The organism is Sulfurimonas sp., assembly GCF_029027405.1.
Taxonomy (GTDB): Bacteria; Campylobacterota; Campylobacteria; order Campylobacterales; family Sulfurimonadaceae; genus Sulfurimonas.
The window spans coordinates 2,772,366-2,795,832 of record NZ_CP093396.1 but is presented as its reverse complement, the minus strand read 5'-3'; the positions used below and the strand labels follow the sequence as shown (position 1 = coordinate 2,795,832).

Annotated in this window: 18 protein-coding genes, 1 tRNA gene and 3 rRNA genes; 9 read left to right on the top strand and 13 right to left on the bottom strand. The window is 36.4% G+C overall.

Features of this window, described 5'->3' with window-relative positions; all coding sequences use genetic code 11:
- Positions 1–41: 41 nt before the first annotated feature.
- From MOV42_RS13810 to MOV42_RS13775, 8 genes are all read right to left on the bottom strand, one after another.
- Complete coding sequence (locus MOV42_RS13810) at positions 42–365, bottom strand: cytochrome C (protein ID WP_324171746.1); 324 nt, start codon at positions 363–365, stop codon at positions 42–44.
- A gap of 112 nt (positions 366–477) precedes the next feature.
- The gene (locus MOV42_RS13805) at positions 478–891 is read right to left on the bottom strand and encodes a cytochrome c (RefSeq protein ID WP_324171745.1); all 414 of its coding nucleotides are present in this window, start codon (positions 889–891) and stop codon (positions 478–480) included.
- A gap of 11 nt (positions 892–902) precedes the next feature.
- Complete coding sequence (nrfD, locus tag MOV42_RS13800; RefSeq protein ID WP_324171744.1) at positions 903–2,087, bottom strand: NrfD/PsrC family molybdoenzyme membrane anchor subunit; 1,185 nt, start codon at positions 2,085–2,087, stop codon at positions 903–905.
- Positions 2,088–2,097: 10 nt separating this feature from the next.
- Complete coding sequence (locus tag MOV42_RS13795) at positions 2,098–2,661, bottom strand: 4Fe-4S dicluster domain-containing protein (RefSeq protein WP_324171743.1); 564 nt, start codon at positions 2,659–2,661, stop codon at positions 2,098–2,100.
- A 3-nt stretch (positions 2,662–2,664) separates the two neighbouring features.
- A complete protein-coding gene (locus MOV42_RS13790) occupies positions 2,665–5,085 on the bottom strand; it encodes a molybdopterin-dependent oxidoreductase (RefSeq protein WP_324171742.1) in 2,421 nt (806 codons plus the stop codon).
- Positions 5,086–5,236: 151 nt separating this feature from the next.
- The gene (locus MOV42_RS13785) at positions 5,237–6,382 is read right to left on the bottom strand and encodes a cytochrome b/b6 domain-containing protein (protein ID WP_324171741.1); all 1,146 of its coding nucleotides are present in this window, start codon (positions 6,380–6,382) and stop codon (positions 5,237–5,239) included.
- Positions 6,383–6,385: 3 nt separating this feature from the next.
- Positions 6,386–7,963, bottom strand: coding sequence for a single-stranded-DNA-specific exonuclease RecJ (recJ, locus tag MOV42_RS13780; protein WP_324171740.1), 1,578 nt, complete (start codon positions 7,961–7,963; stop codon positions 6,386–6,388).
- A gap of 36 nt (positions 7,964–7,999) precedes the next feature.
- Positions 8,000–9,619, bottom strand: a complete 1,620-nt coding sequence (locus tag MOV42_RS13775; protein WP_324171739.1) for a CTP synthase — start codon at positions 9,617–9,619, stop codon at positions 8,000–8,002.
- Positions 9,620–9,733: 114 nt separating this feature from the next.
- Between MOV42_RS13775 and MOV42_RS13770 the strand changes: the two genes are divergently transcribed.
- Complete coding sequence (locus tag MOV42_RS13770) at positions 9,734–11,362, top strand: cation:proton antiporter (RefSeq protein WP_324171738.1); 1,629 nt, start codon at positions 9,734–9,736, stop codon at positions 11,360–11,362.
- 37 nt (positions 11,363–11,399) lie between these two features.
- On the opposite strand, the gene pyrE is transcribed toward MOV42_RS13770, so the two are convergent.
- From pyrE to secG, 3 genes are all read right to left on the bottom strand, one after another.
- On the bottom strand, positions 11,400–12,008 hold the full coding sequence (pyrE, locus tag MOV42_RS13765; protein ID WP_324171737.1) for an orotate phosphoribosyltransferase: 609 nt from the start codon (positions 12,006–12,008) through the stop codon (positions 11,400–11,402).
- Between the two features lie 20 nt (positions 12,009–12,028).
- Complete coding sequence (gene frr / locus MOV42_RS13760; RefSeq protein ID WP_324171736.1) at positions 12,029–12,586, bottom strand: ribosome recycling factor; 558 nt, start codon at positions 12,584–12,586, stop codon at positions 12,029–12,031.
- Positions 12,587–12,668: 82 nt separating this feature from the next.
- A complete protein-coding gene (gene secG / locus MOV42_RS13755) occupies positions 12,669–13,031 on the bottom strand; it encodes a preprotein translocase subunit SecG (RefSeq protein WP_324171735.1) in 363 nt (120 codons plus the stop codon).
- A gap of 161 nt (positions 13,032–13,192) precedes the next feature.
- On the opposite strand from secG, the gene MOV42_RS13750 reads away from it, so the two are divergent.
- From MOV42_RS13750 to MOV42_RS13735, 4 genes are read left to right on the top strand one after another with little or no spacing between them, the layout of a single operon-like run.
- Positions 13,193–14,122, top strand: coding sequence for a metal ABC transporter substrate-binding protein (locus tag MOV42_RS13750; RefSeq protein WP_324171734.1), 930 nt, complete (start codon positions 13,193–13,195; stop codon positions 14,120–14,122).
- Positions 14,119–14,883: a metal ABC transporter ATP-binding protein gene (locus tag MOV42_RS13745; protein ID WP_324171733.1), complete on the top strand. Its 765-nt coding sequence runs from the start codon at positions 14,119–14,121 to the stop codon at positions 14,881–14,883. Before MOV42_RS13750 ends, MOV42_RS13745 begins: the two co-directional genes overlap by 4 nt.
- Position 14,884: 1 nt before the next feature.
- Positions 14,885–15,682 carry a metal ABC transporter permease gene (locus tag MOV42_RS13740; RefSeq protein WP_324171732.1) on the top strand — a complete coding sequence of 266 codons (798 nt, stop codon included), beginning with the start codon at positions 14,885–14,887 and terminating at the stop codon, positions 15,680–15,682.
- Positions 15,679–16,365, top strand: coding sequence for a methyltransferase domain-containing protein (locus MOV42_RS13735; RefSeq protein WP_324171731.1), 687 nt, complete (start codon positions 15,679–15,681; stop codon positions 16,363–16,365). The genes MOV42_RS13740 and MOV42_RS13735 overlap by 4 nt, the downstream gene beginning before the upstream one ends.
- Here the strand turns inward: MOV42_RS13735 and MOV42_RS13730 are convergent.
- Both MOV42_RS13730 and MOV42_RS13725 read right to left on the bottom strand, forming a co-directional pair.
- A complete protein-coding gene (locus tag MOV42_RS13730; protein ID WP_324171730.1) occupies positions 16,349–16,762 on the bottom strand; it encodes a thiamine-phosphate pyrophosphorylase in 414 nt (137 codons plus the stop codon). The genes MOV42_RS13735 and MOV42_RS13730 overlap by 17 nt on opposite strands.
- Positions 16,755–17,453 carry a Bax inhibitor-1/YccA family protein gene (locus MOV42_RS13725; RefSeq protein ID WP_324171729.1) on the bottom strand — a complete coding sequence of 233 codons (699 nt, stop codon included), beginning with the start codon at positions 17,451–17,453 and terminating at the stop codon, positions 16,755–16,757. Before MOV42_RS13725 ends, MOV42_RS13730 begins: the two co-directional genes overlap by 8 nt.
- Positions 17,454–18,134: 681 nt before the next feature.
- On the opposite strand from MOV42_RS13725, the gene MOV42_RS13720 reads away from it, so the two are divergent.
- From MOV42_RS13720 to rrf, 4 genes are all read left to right on the top strand, one after another.
- Positions 18,135–19,656, top strand: a 16S ribosomal RNA gene (locus MOV42_RS13720).
- Between the two features lie 128 nt (positions 19,657–19,784).
- A tRNA-Ile gene (locus MOV42_RS13715) sits at positions 19,785–19,861 on the top strand.
- A 359-nt stretch (positions 19,862–20,220) separates the two neighbouring features.
- Positions 20,221–23,128, top strand: a 23S ribosomal RNA gene (locus tag MOV42_RS13710).
- A gap of 218 nt (positions 23,129–23,346) precedes the next feature.
- A 5S ribosomal RNA gene (rrf, locus tag MOV42_RS13705) occupies positions 23,347–23,462 on the top strand.
- The 16S, 23S and 5S rRNA genes sit together here with 1 tRNA gene alongside, the layout of an rRNA operon.
- Positions 23,463–23,467 lie beyond the last annotated feature (5 nt).

Here is a 23,467-nt window from a genome sequence, read left to right as displayed (position 1 = left end):
TTAGAGGGAAAATTGAGCCACTAATGTGGCTCAAGAGTTAATTAGCAAGATGGAACATTTCCACTATCGTTAGCATACTCAAAAAAGAAGTCGTAATAATGAGGAAGGTATTTACCTTTTAAAGCTTTATCTTTTACACTTGGACATATTTTTTTAAGTTCTGCAGCAAGACCTGCATCATTACCAATAGCTTTCCATTCAGCCTGAGAGTGTTGAGTCGCCATTTTGGCACCATTCATACTACAAGCACTTTTTAATTTTTTAAGGTATAGTTTTTGCCCTTTAGCTACATCAGCACTTAGTGTAACTGAACTCATGCTAATCATAACCATAGTAGCAAGTATAATTTTAACGATTTTATTCATTTCTAAATCTCCTTTTATTTATCACATTTTATCTTATATTTGATAAAAATTATATATATTATCAAATTAGTTTATGCAATTAATGAAAATGTAACAAAAAAGTAATAATTTTTTATTTATTGAACCTATTGTACATATATGTAGCCATATCTTTGGCACCGTATTCCATCCCAGCGTCAACTATTTTCTCTCTGTTATGCTCCATAACAATGTGACCTTTATCATCCTCTATGTCCGTTAATGAATCTGTTATCTCTTCTAGACTTTGACCTATCATAGTAGGGGTAAGTTTTTCTGTATTACCTGAACCATCAGTTGCGTGACACTCTATACACTTAGTGTTATATATTTCTTCTATTGTGTATTGTTTTTGGACGATTTCTTGTTTTACTTGCGCTACTTCTATAACTTTTATTTCTTGGACTTTAGGAGCTTGCATAGTTTTTGTTTGCTCTTCTTTTTGTTCGCTACATCCACTTAGTGTAAGTAAAAAAACAGCCACAAAGGCAGTTTTATAATTTTTCATAAATTTCTCCATTAGTGAACCTCTTCATCGAGATTAAATAACTTTGTGCCAAAGTAATACATCGCAATACAAAGTCCAAGTCCGCCAGCAGATATTAGCATCTCAGAAGCTGAAGGAAAGTATTCTATCCAAGTTGGTGCGAGTTGGTACTCTGTTTTTTTAAGCATCATAAGTGGCTTTAGTTGAGTGTCGTGAACTAGGTTATATCTCATAAAAAATATACCAACCATACCTATCATTGAAGCCCAAAACATAAGTACAGGACTTTTACCAAAATCTTTTAAAACAACCAGTAAAGGTATAACCATAGCAAGCAGTACCTCGAGGTGAAAAGTTATGCTTCCTAGTATATGAATTGCTACTTCACTTCTTGTTGGCATTCCGCCATAAATGTCTGTTAGCATCTTCCAAATTACTAAAAATATTAGTATTGAAATAAGTAAGCCTTGAATTTTTGCTAAACCTTCTAAAAGCTTTTTAGCTTTTTGGGGAAAGTCTAGTTTGTATTTGAAACCATACATGATAAAAGCTAAAAATATACCTGTAATAAATGCTGTTAAAATAAAGTATATAGGGTAAAAAACACCATTTGAAATAGCTCTAGCATTTAAAAAACCAAATACTCCACCTAAGTTGGAGTGAGCCGCTAAACCAACCATTAGACCAATTAGTCCAAAGATCTTTGCATTTTTCATGTCATTTTTTAGTAGGAAATAAAATTCAACAATCATAAAAGTAAGATATGTCCCATAAAGTGTTCCCATCCACCAGATAGCAGAAGTTAAACCTGGGCTTATTACATTATATATAACCATTGTTATAGGATGACCAATTTCAAAAATAATAACAGCAAATCCTGAAAGAATAGTAACGATAGAGCCAAATATTGCTCTTTTTGAAATCATTTTATAATCTTTAAAGCCAAAAACATCACCGAGTGAACCAACTATACAAAGCCCCGTTGAACTAACAACAAAAAAGACATAAACAGCTAGTAAAAGTCCCCATGGGTGTTCTCTTGTTACATTATATGAGTGATGCCCTTGTGTTAGAAAAATTGTTACACCAACGGCAAAAGCTGCCAATAAAGCTATTGTAAAAATAGCTAAAAATATATTTGTAGGAGTTTTTTCAAAACTAAAGAGTGATTTAATTGAAAAATCTTCTCGTATTGGAATAATATTGCTTATTTTCATCATATACTCCTTATGTTAGATAAAACAGTTTTGGATTTGTACCAAGATGAGGCTTGAGGGAATAATGCTCTCTTGTTCTTAATACTTCACTTATTTCACTATTTGGATCATCTAAGTCTCCAAACACTCTTACTTTTGTTGGACAGGTATTTTGACAAGCGGTAGTTGTTTCACCTCTTGCTAACCTAGTTTCAGTACAAAAGTTACATTTATCAACCGTCATGCCTCTGTCTTCTACATACCTTGCGTCATAAGGGCAAGCATTCATACAGTATGTACATAAAATACATTTCTCAGCATCCACTCTAACTACACCATTTTTATCAGTATATGTCGCTTGTGTTGGACATACATCTTGACAAGGGGCATCCTCACAGTGCTGACATTGACTTGGATGAAAAGCATTAGAAGTAATATCTAGTAAAGGATACTCTCCTTTAATCTCTCCAACACCAACCCAGATTCTGTGTTTATCCGCACCCATTAAGATGCCATTTTCTTCTTTACATGCTACTTCGCATGCTTTGCAGTTGATACAGTTTTTGTAATCAAGTGCCATTCCATATCTAGCCATAAGTTACACCTTTCTTATTTCAACATTAGTTTCATGCATCGCCGCTGCGCCATAAACAGGTTCGGTAATATCTTCGATAACCATGTTATCATTACCACCATTTTTATATGCCCAAGTTAAAGCTTCACTTTCATGACCAAAGCCATGAACAAAAAAGACTTGATTTGGAGCAATTTTTTCAGTTGGGTATGCTTTGAGATGAGTTTTTCCAACTTTTGAACTAACTTCAATCATGTCTGCAAAGTTTATGCCTCGCTCTTTTGCAATGCGTTTGTTTATCCATATAAAGTTTTCAGGCATTAAATCTCTTAACATTGAGTTATTTCCTGTTCCGCTTTGAGTAAACTGTGCATGACGACCTGTTAGAAGTTTAAACTTTCCATCTGGAACGCTAAATTCATATTCATCTCTCCAAATTGGCATAGCATCTATACCTTTGGCTGTAAAAGAAGCTATAACACACTCAACTTTTCCAGATGGAGTTTTTGGTTTACCACCATTTGTTTGGTAATATTTTTTTGCTTCAGGATAATATTGAAATTCATTTGCTGAGAGTTGTTTATAGTATCTATCTTGTTTAGGATAAAAAACACCATCTTTGTGAAGTTTCTCTGCGGCTCCAATATACATAGCTAAAGTATGATGATTTAACTCTTCTTGTGAATGTTTAAACGGAAGTGTTAAGTCAAACTCAGCATATGTATCTTCTTCGCCTTCATCTTCTATGGCATCTTGAATCTCTTCATCGTATTTTTTACTGATTTCAAAAAGAGGTTTAGATATTTTAGTTGTTAAGCCACGCATGATATCGATAACTGGTTTTGTTTCAAACATAGGGTCTATTACTTTGTTTCTTTGAGCAAAAGATGGCTCAATCCCGCCAAATGTTTTAATAGGGTCAGTTCTTTCCAAATAAGTACACTCAGGAAGTACAACATCAGCATACATCACTGTATCGCTTGGCATTGTGTCTATTGTGACAACAAGCTCCATTCTCTTTAGCATCTCGGCTGTTTTTGCGGTATTTGGCATATTCATCATAGGGTTATGTTTATAGCAAAACATACCCCTAACCTTATATGGCATAACATTCTCTAAGTATCTGTTTCTCCAACCAATCCAAGAACCACCTCCAGAAACAACAGCACAGTCACTGTATCCAACATGTCCTTCTTTATCTGTAATTTTTACAATTGCTCTTGCCTTTGCTTTTTCATAAAGAGGTTGTAAGCCTTCGTGTGGTTTTAGTGGTAAGCCAGTTCCAAAAATAAGACCACCTTTTGTGTCTATCCCTGCATGCATTGATTGAAAAATTGCCATTGCACGGCGAAGTTGAAAGTCATTTTTAGCAAAGGTACTTCTTCTTCCTGGGTAGTAGATAGCTTGAGGAGCTGCTGCCGCAAACTCTCTCGCGATGGTGTAAATATCTTTAGCTTTTATGCCCGTAAGAGGCTCGGCCCACTCAGGAGTATATTTGTTTGATAAAACACTATTTTTGTATTCATCCCAACCTTTAAAATTATCTTTTACATATTGTTTGTTAAATAGTTTTTCAGTAATAGTTACATAAGTTAAAGCTAAAACAAAAGCTAAATCAGTTCCAGGTTTTATAGCTAACCATTTGTCTGCTTTTGCCGCAGTATTTGTAAATCTAGGGTCGATGCAAATAAGCTTTGCTCCACGACCTTTAGTTCTTTTAAAAGCATCCATAGTATCAGGAGTAATGATAGCTTCTGCTCTATTTGCTCCAGCCATAATAATATATTTTGCATTGTCTAAGTCAGCTTGTGGATAAGCCCCAATAGTTACACCATAACCAGATGCAACGGTTTGTAAACATATAGAAGCATGATTTAGCCAGTTAGCAGAACCAAAGGCTTGATAAAATTGTTTAAAAGTGTGTTCTGCCATTCCTTCACCTGCACAAAAAAGTAAAGATGAACGGTTATCTTCTTCTTCTTCTAGTATTTGTGAAAGACCTGTGAATTTATCTGTTCCATTTAGGATAGCTTCGTAAGCTTCATCCCATGTAACTCTTTTAAATTTACCCTCACCTTTTTCCCCGATGCGTATCATTGGAAATTTTAATCGGTCTGGGTCATAAAGTGCTTGGATGCCAGCATTTCCTCTAGCGCATAACATATTTTTAGATTTTGGAAACATTGGATTGGGATTTAGTTTTGTAACGATGCCATTTTCAACTCTTGCTAATGCAGCACATTTATTTACACACATTTCACAAAGAGTAGCTATATCATAACTTTCTCCTGTTCCTGTTTTAGTATTTTGAAATGAAATTGTTCCTCGTGCTACGCTTGGCGAATGATTGTTTGATAATAAATTTGTACTTAAGGCAGATGCACCTAGTATACTCATACTAACAGTGCCTTGAAGAAATTTTCTTCTTGAGACCTCTACTTTCATAAGTGATACCTCCTATTCATATTTTAAAAATAATTCTTATTTAATAAAGTTTTACTTTATCACAAAAAAATCACATATTTAAAATTATAATAAAATTTATCTTATAAATAACTTCAACTAATACTTAATCACATACTTAGTAAAATATTTTTTACTTTATGATATCAATATCCTCAATCATCCCTTTATTAAAGTCTTTATGACAGGCAAAACAGTTTGACTTTGTCTTGATTTTATCAGATTTAAAGACGCTATGTTTAATATTTTTATGTGTATCTCTCCAGTATCTTGTTTTTGAAAAGGATATTCGTCCACTTTGAGCATTTGAAGAATTGATGACTTTAATAGAAATCTCTCTTGTGCTATTATTTGCACTATTTGCTTTAAGATACTCAAATATAAGTTTTTGATTTTGCAAAGAGATTTTGTTATCATCTTTTTTTTCGAGTTCTGTGATTTTTCTACCAAAATGATTTTTAAGACCACGCTGTATTTTTTGCCATGAAGAAGAAGGAAGCATAAATGGTGGGTATGGATTATGACAAGCACCACACTCCTTAAAGTATATAGGATTGTCTCTTTCATAAAGTAAAGGTTCGTGTTTATTTGCTACAAAGATATTATTTCTGTCGTAAATGGATACAAAAAAGACCATAGTACATACAAAAAGAAACACATAGGTAAGTCCTCTTTTTATTGTTCCTGTCTTAGAATCTTCCCCTTTTGCTTTTTTATATCCCGTTATCATTGCAAAAACCATATTAGTTTTGTGGTAAAACTGTTCCGTTAAAACACCCAATACATGAATAATTGCCCATGCTAGTAAGATGTATGAAGAGTAAGTGTGAATATCTAAGAGTATAAACATATATTTATAATAATGATTATTTAAAAAACCAAGGACACCATTTCCTTCTTGGATACCGTAAAGTAAAAGTCCTGTTATAGAGATAAGAGTACCAAGTGAGACTACAATAATAGTAAACCAACTTGAAGCAGGATTATGTCCTGGGGGAATCTCTCTGAAACGATTTTGAACTTTTTGAACAAAGTAATATTTTAATTCTACTAAAGAGAGTTTAAAGGTGAAAAATTTTGCATATCTAGGGCCGATAAAGCCCCATAATATTCTATATAATAGCATTAAGCCAAAAATAATTCCTATTCCAACATGAAGATTTAAAAGGTTTTCTTGGAGTGAAAAAATAAAAGAAAAAGTAAAAGATAGAGCAATAAGCCAATGTATAATTCTAGTATATATTGGCCAAACATAAACATGGTCTTTTTTTTTGTTCATTATTTAATAAATCTTATCTATAAGAAGTTGTACAGAAACTCTGTTGTTAAATTCATTTTTAGTAACTGAATATTTGCAAGTTATTTTTCTATCTGCTGGCATCTCGTAAACTCTTCTAAAAGCAATGAGTTCAAGAGTTTTTCTCTGATGTGGATATTGTCTTATTTGTATTCTTGAATGTGATTTATCACTTCCCATAAGTTTTATACTAACCACCTCAGCATCTTGGAGTAAAAATGAAGGACGAGGATTTGCTTCTCCGTAAGGTTCAAACTTTTGTAGTAGGTCTAAGAGTTCTAAGTCTATCTCATCGGTAGATAAAATACCAAGAGCATCTTCTTTAGGTAAAAAATCATTAGGACTTAGTTTAGATGCACTTTTGTTTATCGCATCTCTAAAGGCATCTATGTTTTGCTCATTAAGCCCTAATCCAGCTGCCATTTTATGTCCGCCAAACTTAGTTAACAAGTGTTCATTTTTTTTTATTAGTTCATAGATGCTTACTTCGCCAATGCTTCTAGCACTTCCTTTTGCTACTCCATCTTTTATACTTAAGACTATGGCAGGTTTTGCAAACTTATCAACAAGTCTTGCTGCAACTATGCCAACAACACCTTCATGCCAACCTTCATGTGCAACAACAATAATATTAGAAGTTGTATCTACTTTGATAATTGCTTCTTTTGTTGTTTGGACTTCTGTTTCTTTTCTTAAGTCATTTAGTTTACCTAAAAGTTCAAACTGTTTGTAGGCTTTGTTTGTATCTGTTGCTGTAAAAAACTCTAAAGCTATTGAAGCATCTTCGAGTCTTCCAGCAGAGTTTATTCGAGGAGCAATCATAAAGGCAATATCTTCACTAGAAATATATGACTTGTTTAAAAAATCTCTTATGATAATAGAAGAAGGGCGAGGTGAGGTCATTAAAACTTTTAAACCAACTTTAACAAGAGTGCGATTTATATCAATAAGAGGCATAATATCTGCAATAATTGCAATTGCCAAAATATCTAAAAATTGTTTCATATCAATGTCTAGATGCAACTCTTTTTTAACAAGTGCTAAAAGCAACCACGCGACTTGCGCTCCACAAATATCTTTAAAAGGATACTCACATGTTTGTAATTTAGGATCGACAATAGCATAAGCATCTGGTAAAAGTTTTGAAGGAGTATGATGGTCTGTTATGATGAGGTCAATATTTTTTTCTTTACAAATTTTTGCAGCCTCAATGGCGGAGATGCCATTGTCAACTGTTATAACTAACTCAGCATCTACTCTTTGTAAAACGCTAGGAGATACTCCATATCCATCTTTAAATCGATTTGGTATGATAACTTCAAGAGGATAAGGAATTTGTCTAAAAAAATCTACCATTATTGCGCTTGAACTTACTCCATCAACATCATAATCTCCAACCAAAGTGATTTTTTCTTTGTTGGCAATAGCATTGGAAATTCTTGTAGCTGATTTACTAGCATCTTGAAGTAGAGCAGGGTTCGGAATTTGTGAAAGTTTTTTTTCTTCATCTTTAAAACGAGAGGAAAGGGTATCAAAAAGTTCTTGTTTATTTAGTGTTTTCAAGTTTTGTTAACCTCGAATAAATTCGAGGTTCCTTAATTATTGAGCGTTTAAACTAGCTTTTGCAAAGTCTAGTATAATAGGGTTTGGAGTTTGAAGTCTAGAGGTAAATTCTGGATGAAACTGAACACCTAAAAACCATGGATGATCTTTAATCTCAACAGTTTCTATTAGCCCATTAGACTCTCCTGTTACAAGCATACCTGCTTTTTCTAACTCTTTACGATAGGCAGGGTTTGCTTCATATCTATGACGATGTCTCTCTAAGATAGTTTTTTCTCCGTTGTAGGCATTTCTTAAGATTGAACCAGCTTTTGTATCACAAGGGTACTCTCCAAGACGAAGAGTTCCACCCATTGGAGATTTATGAGTACGAAGTTGAGTGCCTCCACTTTGATCTAAGAAGTTATCGATTAGATAAATCATTGGATGCGGAGTGTCTTTATCAAACTCAATAGAATTAGCACCTTCAAGACCTAAAACATTTCTAGCATACTCGACAAGTGTTAGTTGCATTCCAAGGCAGATGCCAAGATAAGGAACTTTGTTTTCTCTTGCGTATTGTATCGCTTTGATTTTACCTTCAATACCGCGGTTTCCAAAACCACCAGCAACTAAAACAGAATCACAATCGCCTAAAAGTTCTTGGGCTCCTCTTTCTTCTATCTCTTCACTATCGACCCAATTAATCTCAACTCTAGTATCTAGGTGAGCACCTGCGTGGATTAAAGATTCTGTCAAAGATTTATATGCTTCTTTAAGTTCAAGATATTTTCCAACAAAACCCACAACAGTTTTGTTTTGTGGTTGAACTATTTTTTTAACTAAAGTATCCCATTTTCCCATATCTGGGTCTAACTCGCCAAGGGATAACTCTTTGGCAATAGGCTTTAAGATATGTTGTCTTAAAAATGTAACAGGAATATCGTAGATTGTAGCAGCATCTAAAGCTTCAATAACGCTATCTTGTGGAACATCACAACTCATTGCAAGTTTCTTTTTAAATGTTTTTGGAAGAGGTCGTTCACTTCTTGCGATAATCATTTGAGGAGTAATTCCGATACGACGAAGTTCTTGAACAGAGTGTTGAGTTGGCTTAGACTTCATTTCTCCAGCTGCTTTTATGTAAGGTATAAGAGTTACATGGATAAAAAAAGTTCCAGCAACTTCATCATCATGTTTCATTTGACGGATTGCTTCCATAAAAGGTAAGCCCTCTATGTCTCCAACAGTCCCCCCAAGTTCTACAATAAGAATTTCATGACCTTTCCCCGCTTTTTTTATGCGATTTACAATCTCGCCAACAATATGAGGAACAACTTGAATAGTTTGACCAAGATAACCACCAGCACGCTCACGCTCGATAACGCTAGAATATACTTGTCCTGTTGTAAAGTTAGATGATTTTAGATAAGAGCTATCAAGAAATCTCTCATAATTTCCTATGTCAAGGTCAGTTTCTGCTCCATCTTTTGTAACAAAAACTTCACCATGTTCTAGCGGACTCATAGTTCCAGGGTCAACATTTATATAGGGGTCTATTTTTAGCATACCGATTTTTTTACCTGAGTGTTTAAGTAAAGTACCAACACTAGCAGCCGTAATTCCCTTACCAAGAGAACTTAATACCCCACCAGTAACAAAAATAAATTTAGTCATAAAAAACACTCCAACAAGATTTTAATAATCGCGAAGTATAGTATAGAATCTCTTAAAATATGTATAGTTACACTTAATTAGTATATAATGTTTTTAAAAAATATAAGGTATTTGATGGACTCGACTCTTCTTTATATTGTGATGGCACTTGGTGTCTCAACAGTTTTAAACCTATTTTTAAAACGAATGGGCGTTTCATCAATTATTGGATATATAATAACAGGTACTATTTTAGTTTATGCTTTTGACTTGAGATATTTGAATGACTCTCATAGCTTAGAGTATGTTGGCGAATTTGGTATTGTCTTTTTGATGTTTACTATTGGTCTTGAGATATCCTTAGAGAAGATGGGAAGCATGAAAAAGGAAATATTTTTAAATGGCTTTATGCAGGTAGGTTTTACTGCTCTTGTTGTTTATGCTATTAGCCATTATGTCTTTGGTATGAAAGAGATTTCTGCTCTAGTCCTTGCTCTCGCTTTTGCTCTATCTTCAACAGCAGTAGTTTTAAGTTATCTTAAAAATTCAAAAGAGATTCACTCTCCTTACGGACAAAGAGCAACAGGAATACTTATTTTTCAAGACATAGCAGTTATTCCCATCTTGATTTTATTTGGGTTTTTAACAACAGGTGGCGATCACTCAATTGGTATAATATTAAGAGATACAGCGTTGAGTGCGGTTGTGGTTATTGGTTTGCTTTTTGTAGTTGGAAAAAGAGTTATGACTTGGCTCTTAAAGTTTTCTGCTTCAAGTGAGGTTGATGAACTGTTTATGGGTTCTGTTTTGTTTATAGTTGTAGGCGCTTCGCTTTTGGCTTCATCTATGGGTTTTACTTATTCTTTAGGTGCTTTTGTAGCTGGAATGATAATCGCTGACACAAAATATCATCATAAGGTAGAGGTTGATATCGCACCTTTTAAAGATATACTTTTAGGAACTTTTTTCATTATTGTTGGTATGAAAATTGATGTAGTCTTCTTTATGAACAATATCATCTTAATTGTAGGTATCTTTGCTTTAGTTTTAGTTTTAAAAACTATTATCATTTATGTTTTACTTCGCATAACTTCTGAGCATTCAACTTCATTAAAAACAGCATTGGCATTATCTCAAGTTGGAGAGTTTTCTTTTGTAATATTTGCAGTTGCTTTTTCTGGTAACTTATTGGAGCCAGAATTAGGCGCACTATTTATTCTTGTAGTTATATTTTCTATGATGGTAACACCATTTTTTCTAACTCGCATCAATGCGATTGTTGATTATTTTACGCATGAAGAGTATATGTCACTAGATGTTAAAGAGTTTTCCACGCGAGAAAACCATGTTATAGTGTGTGGATATAGTGTTGTTGGTAAGTTTGTTGCTAAGGATTTAGACATGTTAGAAGCTCCATATATTATTGTAGACAACTCTCCAAAACATGTTCAAGAAGCATTAGATAGAGGACTAGAAGCTTACCTTGGTGATATGTCAAAACTTTCAATGCTTGAGGCACTTCATACTGAAAGTTCGGCTGCTGTGATAGTTACACTTGATAATATTGATAAAAAAAGAGCAGTTTGTGAAGCAGTTTTAAACCATACTAAAGATATAAACCTTATAGTAAAAGTTACTTCTTTAGAGCATAAGAATACACTAAAAGATTTAGGTGTAGATATTATAGTTGATGGAAAAAAAGAAGTGGCACGGGTTTTAGTTGAGAGAATGCTTACTTGTCAGTTAAAATATAATATAAAGTAAGAAGAAAAAGGGACTTGTTCCTTTTTCGGACTACTAGCTAATTGCCTCTAGAACCTGGTTTTATAGCTTTACTTCCATCTTTGCACAATGGACAAGCATCTGGAGAGTACATTTCGAATGTAAAATCAGCAAGAGCAAAAAATGGTATGTCTTGAGGAAGTTTGCAGTTAGGTTTTGTTTGGATGCTATTGTTTTGTCGTTTACAAAAACCACGATTAGCGAGTGCTGCAACACCAACTATTTCGCCACCAAGTTCTTTTACAACTTTAGCCGCTTCCATGGCAGAACCACCTGTTGTAATGATGTCCTCACACATTAAAACTTTTTCGCCCTTACTTACTTCAAAGCCACGACGAATATTCATAACACCATCAACTCTCTCAGCAAATATAAAACGAACACCAAGAGCCTGAGCTAGGGCAAAACCTGCGATGAGTCCACCAAGTGCAGGAGCGCAGACTGTATCTATCTTAAGTCCACTTTCTTTGATGTCTTTAGATAGTGCATCTGCTAAAGTTTTTGCAGTTTTTGGGTCTTCTAACACTTTTGCAGATTGTAGATAAAACTGTGAGTGATTTCCACTGCTAAGCTTAAAATGCCCTTCTAAAAGAGCATCTGCATCCATATATATTTTTTTAACATCCATCTTGCTTACCTTTAACTGAATTAAACTTTTAGTATTTCTGTTTCTTTATTTTTTAAAATAGTTTCTATTTTTGTAGTAAATTTATCAGTTGTTTTTTGTATAGAATCTTGAGCAGATTTTGATTCATCTTGTGTGACTTCTTTATCTTTTTCAAGTTTTTTTATTTGGTCGTTCGCGTGTTTTCTATCGTTTCTAATAGAAACTTTTGCATTCTCACCCATTCCCTTCATTTGCTTAACCGACTCTTTTCTTTGCTCTACTGTCATAGCAGGAAAGTATAGTTTTATTTGATCTCCATCGTTATTCGGACTTGCTCCGACATTACCTGAAGAGATTGCCGACTCTATAAGTGATAACAAATTCTTTTCCCAAGGATTAATTACAATAGTTGTTGCATCTACAGCGATTACTGAACCAACTTGATCTAAAGAAGTTGGAGTTCCATAATAATCAATTTTTACATTATCTAAAACAGAAGTTGTAACTTTTCCTGTTCTAAGTGTTTTAAAATCTCTTTGCATATGCTCTATGCTTGATGTCATTTTAGTTTCACATTCGTCATGTATTTCATTTAGCATTTATCTTCCTTGTTGTTTGAAAAATTAGTATGATATTGTAGCGAGAATAGTTTAAAGGATAGAAATAGTTGCGAAATCGCAACTATTTTGTTGTATTTGTCGTTGGAGTTGCTTCTTTGGCAACAGGAGCAGCAAGTGGTGCTTCAATAGGAGTAGTCGCATTTGGTGCTACAACTTTTGTTGTCTCAACTATGTTGTCTACAACAGATGCCTGAGCACTACTTGAGTAAAGGTACCCTAGAGCAATGGTGTTTGAAACAAACAAAAAACCTATAAGAAATGTAGCTTTTGCTAAAAAAGCAGTCGGTCCCTTAGCTCCAAAAACAGACTCATTAGAGCCACTATATGCGCCAAGACCTATGCTTGAGCTTTTTTGTAAAAGTACAGCTATTACTAGTATTACGACTAAAACTATCTGAACAATAAGTAAAAAACTAGTTGTCATTTATAAATTCCTTTAATTACGCTAACGCTTGGTTTCCTTTGGCAGGAAGCCCATCGCACTAGTGCGATTTATTTTCCATGCAGTTTGAAAGTTGCGAATTATACCCAAATAATTTAATTATTACAAAATTGGATATAATTTCAGAAAAATATTGGACAATTATGAAAGATTTTAGAAATGTTATTTTTATTTTAGTTATTGCTACTTTTCTTTTACAGATGTATGTTTCAAAAAAAGATAAAGAGCTAGAACAACAAAGTCAAAAACAAAGTATTGCTATTTCTAATTTTAGTATCTATGATATTGCTAATCATATTTCACAAGAGACTTTTGACATTATTACGATTTTGCCTTTTGGTGTAGATGCTCATAGTTTTGAACCAACGCCAAAATTAATGGCTAAGATTTTACAGAGCGATTTAGTTATTTACAGTGGAGCGGGACTTGAACCTTGGACACACTCTTTTGAGTTTAAGTCGAGAGTTGTTGATATGAGTAAATATGTGAAGCTTAATAGTCTAGATATTGATGAACACTCTCATCATGCTCACCATGAAGATGAAGCATCTGACCCACATTATTGGTTAGATATACAAAACATGATTATTGCAACGAAGCTTATTTGTAAAGAGTTTATAAAATTATCTCCAAAAGATAAAGAGCTGTTTGAGACAAATCGAGATAATTATATAAAAATGTTAAAAAGTCTAGATGCTAAGTATAAAACAACACTTGAAAATTGTAAAAAAGACACAATCATAGTAAATCATAATGCATTTTCGTATTTAAGTAAAAACTATGGTTTTGGTATTGAAGCACTAAGTGGTCTTTCTCCAGATGCTCAGCCAAGTGCTAAGAGTATGGTTAGACTTATAGAGCACATAAAAGAGCATAACATATCAACCGTATTTTTTGAGAGTTTTGTAAGTGATAAGGCTATAAAAAGCATAGCGAACGAGGCACAAGTTAGCGTTGATGTTCTTCAACCTTTAGGAAATATCACGCGTGATGAAGCTGATAAAAAACTCTCTTATGAAACCATAATGCTAGAAAATTTAGAAAAAATCTCAAAAGCTTTGGAATGTGAATGAAGTTTTCACTTCCTATCTTTGATGTAAAAAATCTTACTTTTAAAATAAAAGGTCAAGAGATACTTTCAAACATCTCTTTGGAGATTTATAGCGCAGAGTATATTGCAATCATTGGACCAAATGGTGGCGGAAAAACAACACTAATTAGAATTCTTTTAGGCTTAGATGCTCCCACTAGTGGCGAGGTTAGAATCTTTGGAAAAAAAATCAAAAAGTTTAAAGAGTGGGGGAAGATAGGTTATGTTCCTCAAAGAGCGACTCATGTAGATGCCTCGTTTCCTGCTACTGTGCAAGATGTTGTTAAGATGGGAAGAATCTCGCAAAAAGGTTTTTTTAAAAGTTTTAATAAAGAAGATGAATTAATCGTCCTAGATGCAATGCAAAAAATGGATGTTAGCGAGTTAAAAGATAAGATGATTGGAACACTCTCTGGCGGGCAAAGACAAAGAGTTATGATAGCTAGAGCATTAGCATCCAGACCAGAAATTTTGATTTTAGATGAGCCAAATACAGGGGTGGATGTTCCTTCACAAAAAAGGTTTTATGCCCTTTTACAAGAATTAAATACAAATGAAAAAATAACAATATTATTTATTACCCACGATATAGGCGTGATAGCAGATGATATAGCTAGGCTCTTTACGATTAATCAAAAAGCAACAATCTGCAATAACCCAAAAGAAGCTTTGAGTTGTGAAGAGATGAGTGAGCTTTACGGTATAGATGCTCATTTACTTCACAACCATAAGCATGGGCATTAAGATGAGTGAAATGCTTTCCTACGATTTTATGCAAAGAGCTTTTTTGGCAGGTATGATTATTGCCGTTCTTGCTTCTGTTAGTGGAACTTTTATTGTACTTAGACGCTACTCTATGATAAGTGAAACTCTTGCTCACGCAGCTCTTGTTGGTGTTGCTGTTGGCTTGGTTGCAGGCTTGAACCCTATTTGGATGGCTGTGATTGTATCTATTTTATCGGCATGGCTTATCGAGTATTTAAGAGGTCAGTTTTCTTTGTACTCAGATGCTGTTTTAGCCATAATGCTATCTGGTTCTTTGGCAATAGCAGTAATCATAGTTTCTTTAGGCGGTGCTTTTAACAACTCACTATTTTCTTATCTTTTTGGCTCCATTCTATCTGTAAGTACACAAGATGTTTGGACAATAGCAATATTTGGAGTACTGTGTTTAGGAGTTCTACTTGCCTTTTCAAAAGAGTTTTATTTTATTGCTTATGATGAAGAAGTAGCGCAAACAAGCGGAATAAAAGTCAAATTATTAAACTTTTTACTTGTGAGTATTGTTGCTGTTATTATTGCTCTTTCTATTAGGGTTGTTGGGAGTTTACTTATTGGGGCATTGATGGTTATACCTACTGTTTCAGCACTTCAGTTTAGACAGGGTTTTGTAAAGACAATTCTTATCTCTTTAGTTTTTGCTCTACTTAGTGTTATCTCTGGTATGACTCTTTCTTTTTACTTCTCACTTCCTTCTGGGGCTACTATCGTGTTGTCTATTTTAGTTATTTTTATAGTTTCTTTAGTTAGTAACAAAAGATGAAGGTAAGCTCAGAATTTTCAAAACATGCTACGGAGTACGGTAGCTATAATATAATCCAAAAAAAAGTCATAAAAAAACTACTCAAAAATGTTAAAGGAAAACCTAGAAATATTTTAGATTTAGGTTGTGGTAGTGGTAGTTTACATGACAGCCTTACATGGAAGTATAAACATTTTACAGGTGTAGATTTCGCGGCTGGCATGCTTGAACTACATCCAAAAGCAAAAAATTGTGAATGCATCTATGGTGACTTTAACGATAAAACACTTTTTGAAAACTTATCAACATATAGTTATGATTATATTTTTTCAGCATCTGCTTTGCAGTGGGCAGATGACCTTGAGATGGTGTTTAAAAATATAAAAGAGTTGAATGCACCAGTAGCTTTAGCTGTTTTTACGCAAAATACTTTTAAAACTTTAAGTGAAACAGCATCTATAAAACCACTTTTAAGAAGTGTAGGTACAATAAATAAACTTCAAAAAAAATACTTTGACGCAAGTTTTGAAGTTGTTAAGTATAAATTAGAGTTTCACTCAACAAGAGAGATGTTTAAGTATATAAAAAATAGTGGAGTAAGTGGTGCAAGAAAAGTACTAGATTATAAACAAACGAAAAAACTTTTAAATGAATATCCTCTAAATTATTTAGAATTTGAAGTTGTTTTTATTCACTCTCGTTAAGTATTATTTCTTTTTCAAGAGTATAAAGTTCGTATCTTATATATTTAAAATTTTCACTATAAGCGATATTATTAAGTTTAAAAAGTTCTTCTAAAACACGGGAAGATTCCTGAGCTCTTTTAAAGTTTGCAAGAATTATACTCTTTATGTCTGTTCTGGTTTGCTCACTTTTTGTAGATGGACGAAGAACATCATTAATGCTATCTCTGTTAGTCAAAAGTTCTGTAGTCTCTTGAATTCTTGCTTTATGTCTAAGTTCTTTGAGTTTTTTTGAGAGAGTTTTGTTATTGTCACGATAACGCATTATATCTTCTACAACGCGAATACCTTCTTTTAAGCGATTCAAGTTTGCATCACACACCCGAAAAAGTTCGGGTGAAAGTTGATTTTTAGTCATCGCCACCAAATATTCCAAATAAGTGCAATAATGCAGTAAAGATATTTAAAAAGTCTAAATAAAGTGCAATTGCTCCGTCTATTGGAGTTTCATAAGCACCTCTCATAATATTTTGAGTATCATAAACTACCAAGATGCTAAATAAAAATACAACAGCTCCAGATATGATAACGCTTAACATTGGATTACCCAAGAATATGTTTATGACAGAAAAGCCAATAACAACAAAAAGAGCGATCATTAAAGGTTTACCATAAGATGTAAAGTCTTTGGTAGTTTTAATAGCATAAAAACTCATTGCTCCGAAAACTACTGATGTCATAGCAAAGGCATTACCAATAATTGCACCACCGCCACTCATGCCAAGAGTACGAGCAAGCAAAGGAGCTAGCATTAAACCTGTCATAAATACAAAAGCAAACATAACTACAAGGTTAATCCCTGGCTTATGTTTTACAAAGTGAAGACCGATTAATAGTCCGATCTCTAATAAAAACAGTGGTAAAAACCATGCTGCAATTGCTCCTGCCATAGGAACACCAACATAAGCACCAACTGCTCCGGCCATCATAGAAGCTGCGAAGAGCTTATATGTTTCTTTTACAAAAGAGATAATTTGTGTGTCGCTTTTTGCGACATTTTCATAAGTAGATGAATCGCTTCTAGCGTAATCACGGTCATATAGTCCCATATTTTCCTCCTAAGAAATTATTTTGTTAAGAGAATTTTATATATAAAGAGTTAATGCATAGCAACAAACAAAATTTCTCTATACTATATATAAGAACTTAGGAACAAGTTTAATAATTAATACTGAAAATAAACACTCTAATGTAAATCTTCATATTTCTTCTAAATACTATTGACATTGAAGGTTGCTTTGTCTATAATTCCCATCCACAAACACAGAGACCTAATGTTTAGGCTCACGGGAGACTTCGATAGGAGTTAACCAAAAGATGTTTGAGATCATTGAAAACTAAGCAAGTAATAGACTTAATAATAACTATTAAGTTGGAAGTATTACTTAGAAATAACTAATATAACAACAACCGTCTATTCTATTAGTTACCAGATATAACTTAGGTTATGTTTGGTTCCCAAATAGTAATAGATACTATTATTCTATGCTCGAAATGGCATAGAACATACAACAAAAAGTCGTAACTAATACTTTAAGCAGTAGTTAGTTTAGACTATAAAACAATAAGCCAATGAATTTTAATTCTTGGGCAAAAGATCAGTAATATGTAGCAATACATACTTTACATGATTTGGAATCTACTTAAACTAAATCTGAAACTACTTGTTAGTTTCTAGCTTCAGTGAGAGGAATTGAGAAGGGACTTGTTCCTTTTCAAGGAGACCAATAATTATGGAGAGTTTGATCCTGGCTCAGAGTGAACGCTGGCGGCGTGCTTAACACATGCAAGTCGAACGGTAACAGAGAAGAGCTTGCTTTTCTGCTGACGAGTGGCGCACGGGTGAGTAATATATAGTTAATCTGCCTCGAAGATTGGGATAGCCATTGGAAACGATGATTAATACCAAATAATCCTTCTCTACATAAGTAGAGTTGGTAAACGTTTTTTCGCTTCGAGATGAGACTATATCCCATCAGTTAGTTGGTAGTGTAAGAGACTACCAAGGCAATGACGGGTAGCGGGTTTGAGAGGATGATCCGCCACACTGGTACTGAGACACGGACCAGACTCCTACGGGAGGCAGCAGTGAGGAATATTGCACAATGGGGGAAACCCTGATGCAGCAACGCCGCGTGGAGGATGACGCATTTCGGTGTGTAAACTCCTTTTATATGTCAAGAAAATGACGGTAGCATATGAATAAGCACCGGCTAACTCCGTGCCAGCAGCCGCGGTAATACGGAGGGTGCAAGCGTTACTCGGAATCACTGGGCGTAAAGGACGCGTAGGCGGGTTGGTAAGTCAGATGTGAAATCCTACAGCTTAACTGTAGAACTGCATTTGAAACTACTAACCTAGAGTATGGGAGGGGGAGATGGAATTAGTGGTGTAGGGGTAAAATCCGTAGATATCACTAGGAATACCGAAAGCGAAGGCGATCTCCTGGAACATTACTGACGCTAAGGCGTGAAAGCGTGGGGAGCAAACGGGATTAGATACCCCGGTAGTCCACGCCCTAAACGATGAACACTAGTCGTCGGGATGCTTGTCATCTCGGTGATGCACTTAACAGATTAAGTGTTCCGCCTGGGGAGTACGGTCGCAAGATTAAAACTCAAAGGAATAGACGGGGACCCGCACAAGTGGTGGAGCATGTGGTTTAATTCGAAGATACGCGAAGAACCTTACCTAGCCTTGACATTGATTGAACTCAGTAGAGATACAGAGGTGCCCTTCGGGGAGCATGAAAACAGGTGCTGCACGGCTGTCGTCAGCTCGTGTCGTGAGATGTTGGGTTAAGTCCCGCAACGAGCGCAACCCTCGTCCTTAGTTGCCAGCAGGTTAAGCTGGGCACTCTAAGGAGACTGCCTTCGCAAGAAGGAGGAAGGTGAGGACGACGTCAAGTCATCATGGCCCTTACGGCTAGGGCTACACACGTGCTACAATGGGGCGTACAGAGAGTTGCGATACCGCGAGGTGGAGCTAATCTCTTAAAGCGTCTCTCAGTTCGGATTGGAGTCTGCAACTCGACTCCATGAAGCTGGAATCACTAGTAATCGTAGATCAGCAATGCTACGGTGAATACGTTCCCGGGTCTTGTACTCACCGCCCGTCACACCATGGGAGTTGATTTCACCCGAAATTGGGAAGCTAACCTTCGGGAGGCTACCACTTACGGTGGAATTAGCGACTGGGGTGAAGTCGTAACAAGGTAACCGTAGGAGAACCTGCGGTTGGATCACCTCCTTTCTAGAGTAAAGAAGAATCATTCGTTTGATTACTTCATACAAAAAGAAAATCTCACAGTTGTTATTAATGTTTATTACTTGCTTAGTTTTCAGTGATCAGAATTCATTTGAAATGAAATATACACTTTAGGGCCTATAGCTCAGCTGGTTAGAGTGCACCCCTGATAAGGGTGAGGTCCCAGGTTCAAGTCCTGGTAGGCCCACCATTTTTCGAGCATTTGCATTTGAAAAGTTGACTCAGATACTAAAGTATTCTTCGCCACCTTTTCAAATACAACTACTTCGAAAAACAAGTAAGACACAAAAATAAGAAACCTAATAAAAGAACTAAAGAGATTTAGCTTTTTTATTAGACTTCTATTTATATTAGTCTTGTTCATTAAATTATAATTGTTAAAGTCAACATATAATAATAAGAAACATATCGTATATTAAATTATAAGATAAGTAAATTATTAATTATAAACTAAATAACTACAATAAACAAATTACTAACTTGATTAGTTAAAATATCAGTAATGGTATTAGTACATTAACCAAGGTAGTGAACGCAAATTAGAATAATAAAAAAGATATTAAGGGCCATAGGTGGATGCCTTGGCTAGTAGAGGCGATGAAAGACGTATTAGGCTGCGAAAAGCCTCGGGGAGCTGCCAAAGAGCTTTGATCCGGGGATTTCTGAATGGGGCGACCCAGCATGGAGCGATTCATGTTATCTATATTTATATAGAGGCGAACTCAGGGAAGTGAAACATCTCAGTACCTGAAGGAATAGAAATCAAACGAGATTCCCAAAGTAGCGGCGAGCGAAATGGGAATAGGGCACTTAGTGATAATATAGATGTTAGCAGAACACTTTGGAAAGAGTGAGCATAGAGGGTGATACTCCCGTAAGCGAAAACATTTATATGGTACTAGACTAAGGAACGAGTAGGTCGGGACACGTGTTATCTTGACTGAATATGGGGGGACCACCCTCCAACCCTAAATACTACTACTAGACCGATAGCGAACAAGTACCGTGAGGGAAAGGTGAAAAGGACCGCGGTGAGCGGAGTGAAATAGAACCTGAAACCTATGGCTTACAATCATTCGGAGCACTATTGAATTACTTTTGTAATACAAGTGTGACGGACTGCCTTTTGCATAATGAGCCTGCGAGTTGTGGTATCTAGCAAGGTTAACCTAACGGGGAGCCGTAGCGAAAGCGAGTCTTAATAGGGCGACATAGTTAGATGCTGCAGACCCGAAACTAAGTGATCTATCCATGAGCAGGTTGAAGCTGGTGTAAGAGCCAGTGGAGGACCGAACCCGTAGAAGTTGAAAATTCTTGGGATGACTTGTGGATAGGGGTGAAAGGCCAATCAAACTTAGTGATAGCTGGTTCTCTCCGAAATATATTTAGGTATAGCCTCGAGCATTAGCATACAGGGGTAGAGCACTGACAGGGCTAGGGCTGCTTACCGCGGTACCAAACCCTATCAAACTCCGAATACTGTATGTGTAACCTCGGGAGTCAGGCGTAGGGTGATAAAATCCTATGTCGAGAGGGGAACAACCCAGACTAACAGCTAAGGTCCCAAAGTTTTATCTAAGTGGAAAAGGATGTAGAGTTGCTGTGACAACCAGGAGGTTGGCTTAGAAGCAGCCACCCTTTAAAGAAAGCGTAACAGCTCACTGGTCTAGCGATTCTGCGCCGAAAATATAACGGGGCTAAGATAAACACCGAAGCTTTAGATTTGGTATAACTACCAAGTGGTAGGAGAGCGTTCCATTCAGCGCTGAAGGTACACCGGTAAGGAGTGCTGGAGCGGATGGAAGTGAGCATGCAGGCATGAGTAGCGAGAAAAGGGATGAGAATTCCCTTCGCCGTAAACCCAAGGTTTCCTACGCGATGCTCGTCATCGTAGGGTTAGTCGGGACCTAAGTCGAGTCCGAAAGGGGTAGACGATGGCAAATAGGTTAATATTCCTATACCGACATTACATCATTTGAGTGATGGGGGGACGCATAGAGTTAAACGAGGTCACCGATGGAAGTGTGGCTCGAAGGAAGTAGGTTGAAGAGTAGGCAAATCCGCTCTTCATGAAACCGAGATCTTACAGGCAGTTCAATCTCTTCGGAGAGCGAACTGAATCGTTGATACTGTCGTGCCGAGAAAAGCCTCTAAACGAGATGTAATGTTGCCCGTACCGTAAACCAACACAGGTGGGTGAGATGAGTATTCTAAGGCGCGTGGAAGAACCATTGTTAAGGAACTCTGCAAACTAGCACCGTATCTTCGGTATAAGGTGTGCCAGAGAGGTTATGGGATTTACTCCCAAAAGCTTCTCATGGTCGCAGCAAAGTGTCCCTCCCGACTGTTTACCAAAAACACAGCACTCTGCTAACTCGTAAGAGGATGTATAGGGTGTGACGCCTGCCCGGTGCTTGAATGTTAAAAGGATTGCTTAGCTTTGCGAAGGCATGAATTGAAGCACAAGTAAACGGCGGCCGTAACTATAACGGTCCTAAGGTAGCGAAATTCCTTGTCGGTTAAATACCGACCTGCATGAATGGCGTAACGAGATGGGAGCTGTCTCAACAATGGATCCAGTGAAATTGTAGTGGAGGTGAAAATTCCTCCTACCCGCGGAAAGACGGAAAGACCCCGTGCACCTTTACTATAGCTTGACACTGCTATTGGGATATTCATGTGCAGGATAGGTGGGAGCCATTGATTCTAGGACGCCAGTTTTAGATGAGGCAATCTTGAGATACCACCCTTGAATATTCTGATAGCTAACTCGGTACGATTATCTCGTGCGAGGACAATGTCTGGTGGGTAGTTTGACTGGGGCGGTCGCCTCCTAAAGAGTAACGGAGGCTTACAAAGGTTAGCTCAGAGGGGTTGGAAATCCCTCGTAGAGTATAATGGCATAAGCTAGCCTGACTGTAAGACATACAAGTCGAGCAGAGTCGAAAGACGGTCATAGTGATCCGGTGGTTCTGTGTGGAAGGGCCATCGCTCAAAGGATAAAAGGTACGCCGGGGATAACAGGCTGATCTCCCCCAAGAGCTCACATCGACGGGGAGGTTTGGCACCTCGATGTCGGCTCATCGCATCCTGGGGCTGGAGCAGGTCCCAAGGGTATGGCTGTTCGCCATTTAAAGCGGTACGCGAGCTGGGTTCAGAACGTCGTGAGACAGTTCGGTCCCTATCTTCCGTGGGCGTAGGAGAGTTGAAGAGAGCTGACCCTAGTACGAGAGGACCGGGTTGGACGTACCACTGGTGCACCAGTTGTTCTGCCAAGAGCATCGCTGGGTAGCTACGTACGGATGAGATAACCGCTGAAAGCATCTAAGCGGGAAGCCAACTCTAAGATGAACTCTCCCTGAAGATCGCAGTAAGACTAACTGCTTGATAGGCTGGATGTGTACGCAGAGTAATCTGTTTAGCTGACCAGTACTAATAGATCGTTTGTCTTTTTTTTACATACTCTTTAATTAGAGTGCAATTCGTTCACTACCTTGTTTAGTGTATTAAGCTCCAAAAGCGTAATACAAATAGTTATTTAGTTCGTTGACTTTATATTCTATGCTTAGAAATGGCATAGAACACACGACAATTAATATTTAATGAGTACTCACTCATAATAATGACTCGTACAGTCACATATAAATATACTTAGGTATCTTTATATGTGATTGTCTAGGTGGCTATAGAGAGAGGGAAACGCCTGGTCCCATTCCGAACCCAGAAGCTAAGCCTCTCATCGCTGATAATACTGCAGATTGCATCTGTGGAAATGTAGGTCGCTGCCTAGTTGATC

Excerpts from the sequence above, each read along its gene's own strand:
- MOV42_RS13725 (WP_324171729.1), bottom strand. The coding sequence starts at position 17,453 with ATGGGACTATATGACCGTGATTACGCTAGAAGCGATTCATCTACTTAT.
- nrfD (WP_324171744.1), bottom strand. The coding sequence starts at position 2,087 with ATGAAAATAAGCAATATTATTCCAATACGAGAAGATTTTTCAATTAAA.
- frr (WP_324171736.1), bottom strand. The coding sequence starts at position 12,586 with ATGCTAAATGAAATACATGACGAATGTGAAACTAAAATGACATCAAGC.
- MOV42_RS13740 (WP_324171732.1), top strand. The coding sequence starts at position 14,885 with ATGAGTGAAATGCTTTCCTACGATTTTATGCAAAGAGCTTTTTTGGCA.
- MOV42_RS13790 (WP_324171742.1), bottom strand. The coding sequence starts at position 5,085 with ATGAAAGTAGAGGTCTCAAGAAGAAAATTTCTTCAAGGCACTGTTAGT.
- MOV42_RS13795 (WP_324171743.1), bottom strand. The coding sequence starts at position 2,661 with ATGGCTAGATATGGAATGGCACTTGATTACAAAAACTGTATCAACTGC.
- MOV42_RS13785 (WP_324171741.1), bottom strand. The coding sequence starts at position 6,382 with ATGAACAAAAAAAAAGACCATGTTTATGTTTGGCCAATATATACTAGA.
- MOV42_RS13730 (WP_324171730.1), bottom strand. The coding sequence starts at position 16,762 with ATGACTAAAAATCAACTTTCACCCGAACTTTTTCGGGTGTGTGATGCA.
- MOV42_RS13735 (WP_324171731.1), top strand. The coding sequence starts at position 15,679 with ATGAAGGTAAGCTCAGAATTTTCAAAACATGCTACGGAGTACGGTAGC.
- secG (WP_324171735.1), bottom strand. The coding sequence starts at position 13,031 with ATGACAACTAGTTTTTTACTTATTGTTCAGATAGTTTTAGTCGTAATA.
- MOV42_RS13745 (WP_324171733.1), top strand. The coding sequence starts at position 14,119 with ATGAAGTTTTCACTTCCTATCTTTGATGTAAAAAATCTTACTTTTAAA.
- pyrE (WP_324171737.1), bottom strand. The coding sequence starts at position 12,008 with ATGGATGTTAAAAAAATATATATGGATGCAGATGCTCTTTTAGAAGGG.
- MOV42_RS13750 (WP_324171734.1), top strand. The coding sequence starts at position 13,193 with ATGAAAGATTTTAGAAATGTTATTTTTATTTTAGTTATTGCTACTTTT.
- MOV42_RS13775 (WP_324171739.1), bottom strand. The coding sequence starts at position 9,619 with ATGACTAAATTTATTTTTGTTACTGGTGGGGTATTAAGTTCTCTTGGT.
- MOV42_RS13770 (WP_324171738.1), top strand. The coding sequence starts at position 9,734 with ATGGACTCGACTCTTCTTTATATTGTGATGGCACTTGGTGTCTCAACA.
- MOV42_RS13810 (WP_324171746.1), bottom strand. The coding sequence starts at position 365 with ATGAATAAAATCGTTAAAATTATACTTGCTACTATGGTTATGATTAGC.
- MOV42_RS13805 (WP_324171745.1), bottom strand. The coding sequence starts at position 891 with ATGAAAAATTATAAAACTGCCTTTGTGGCTGTTTTTTTACTTACACTA.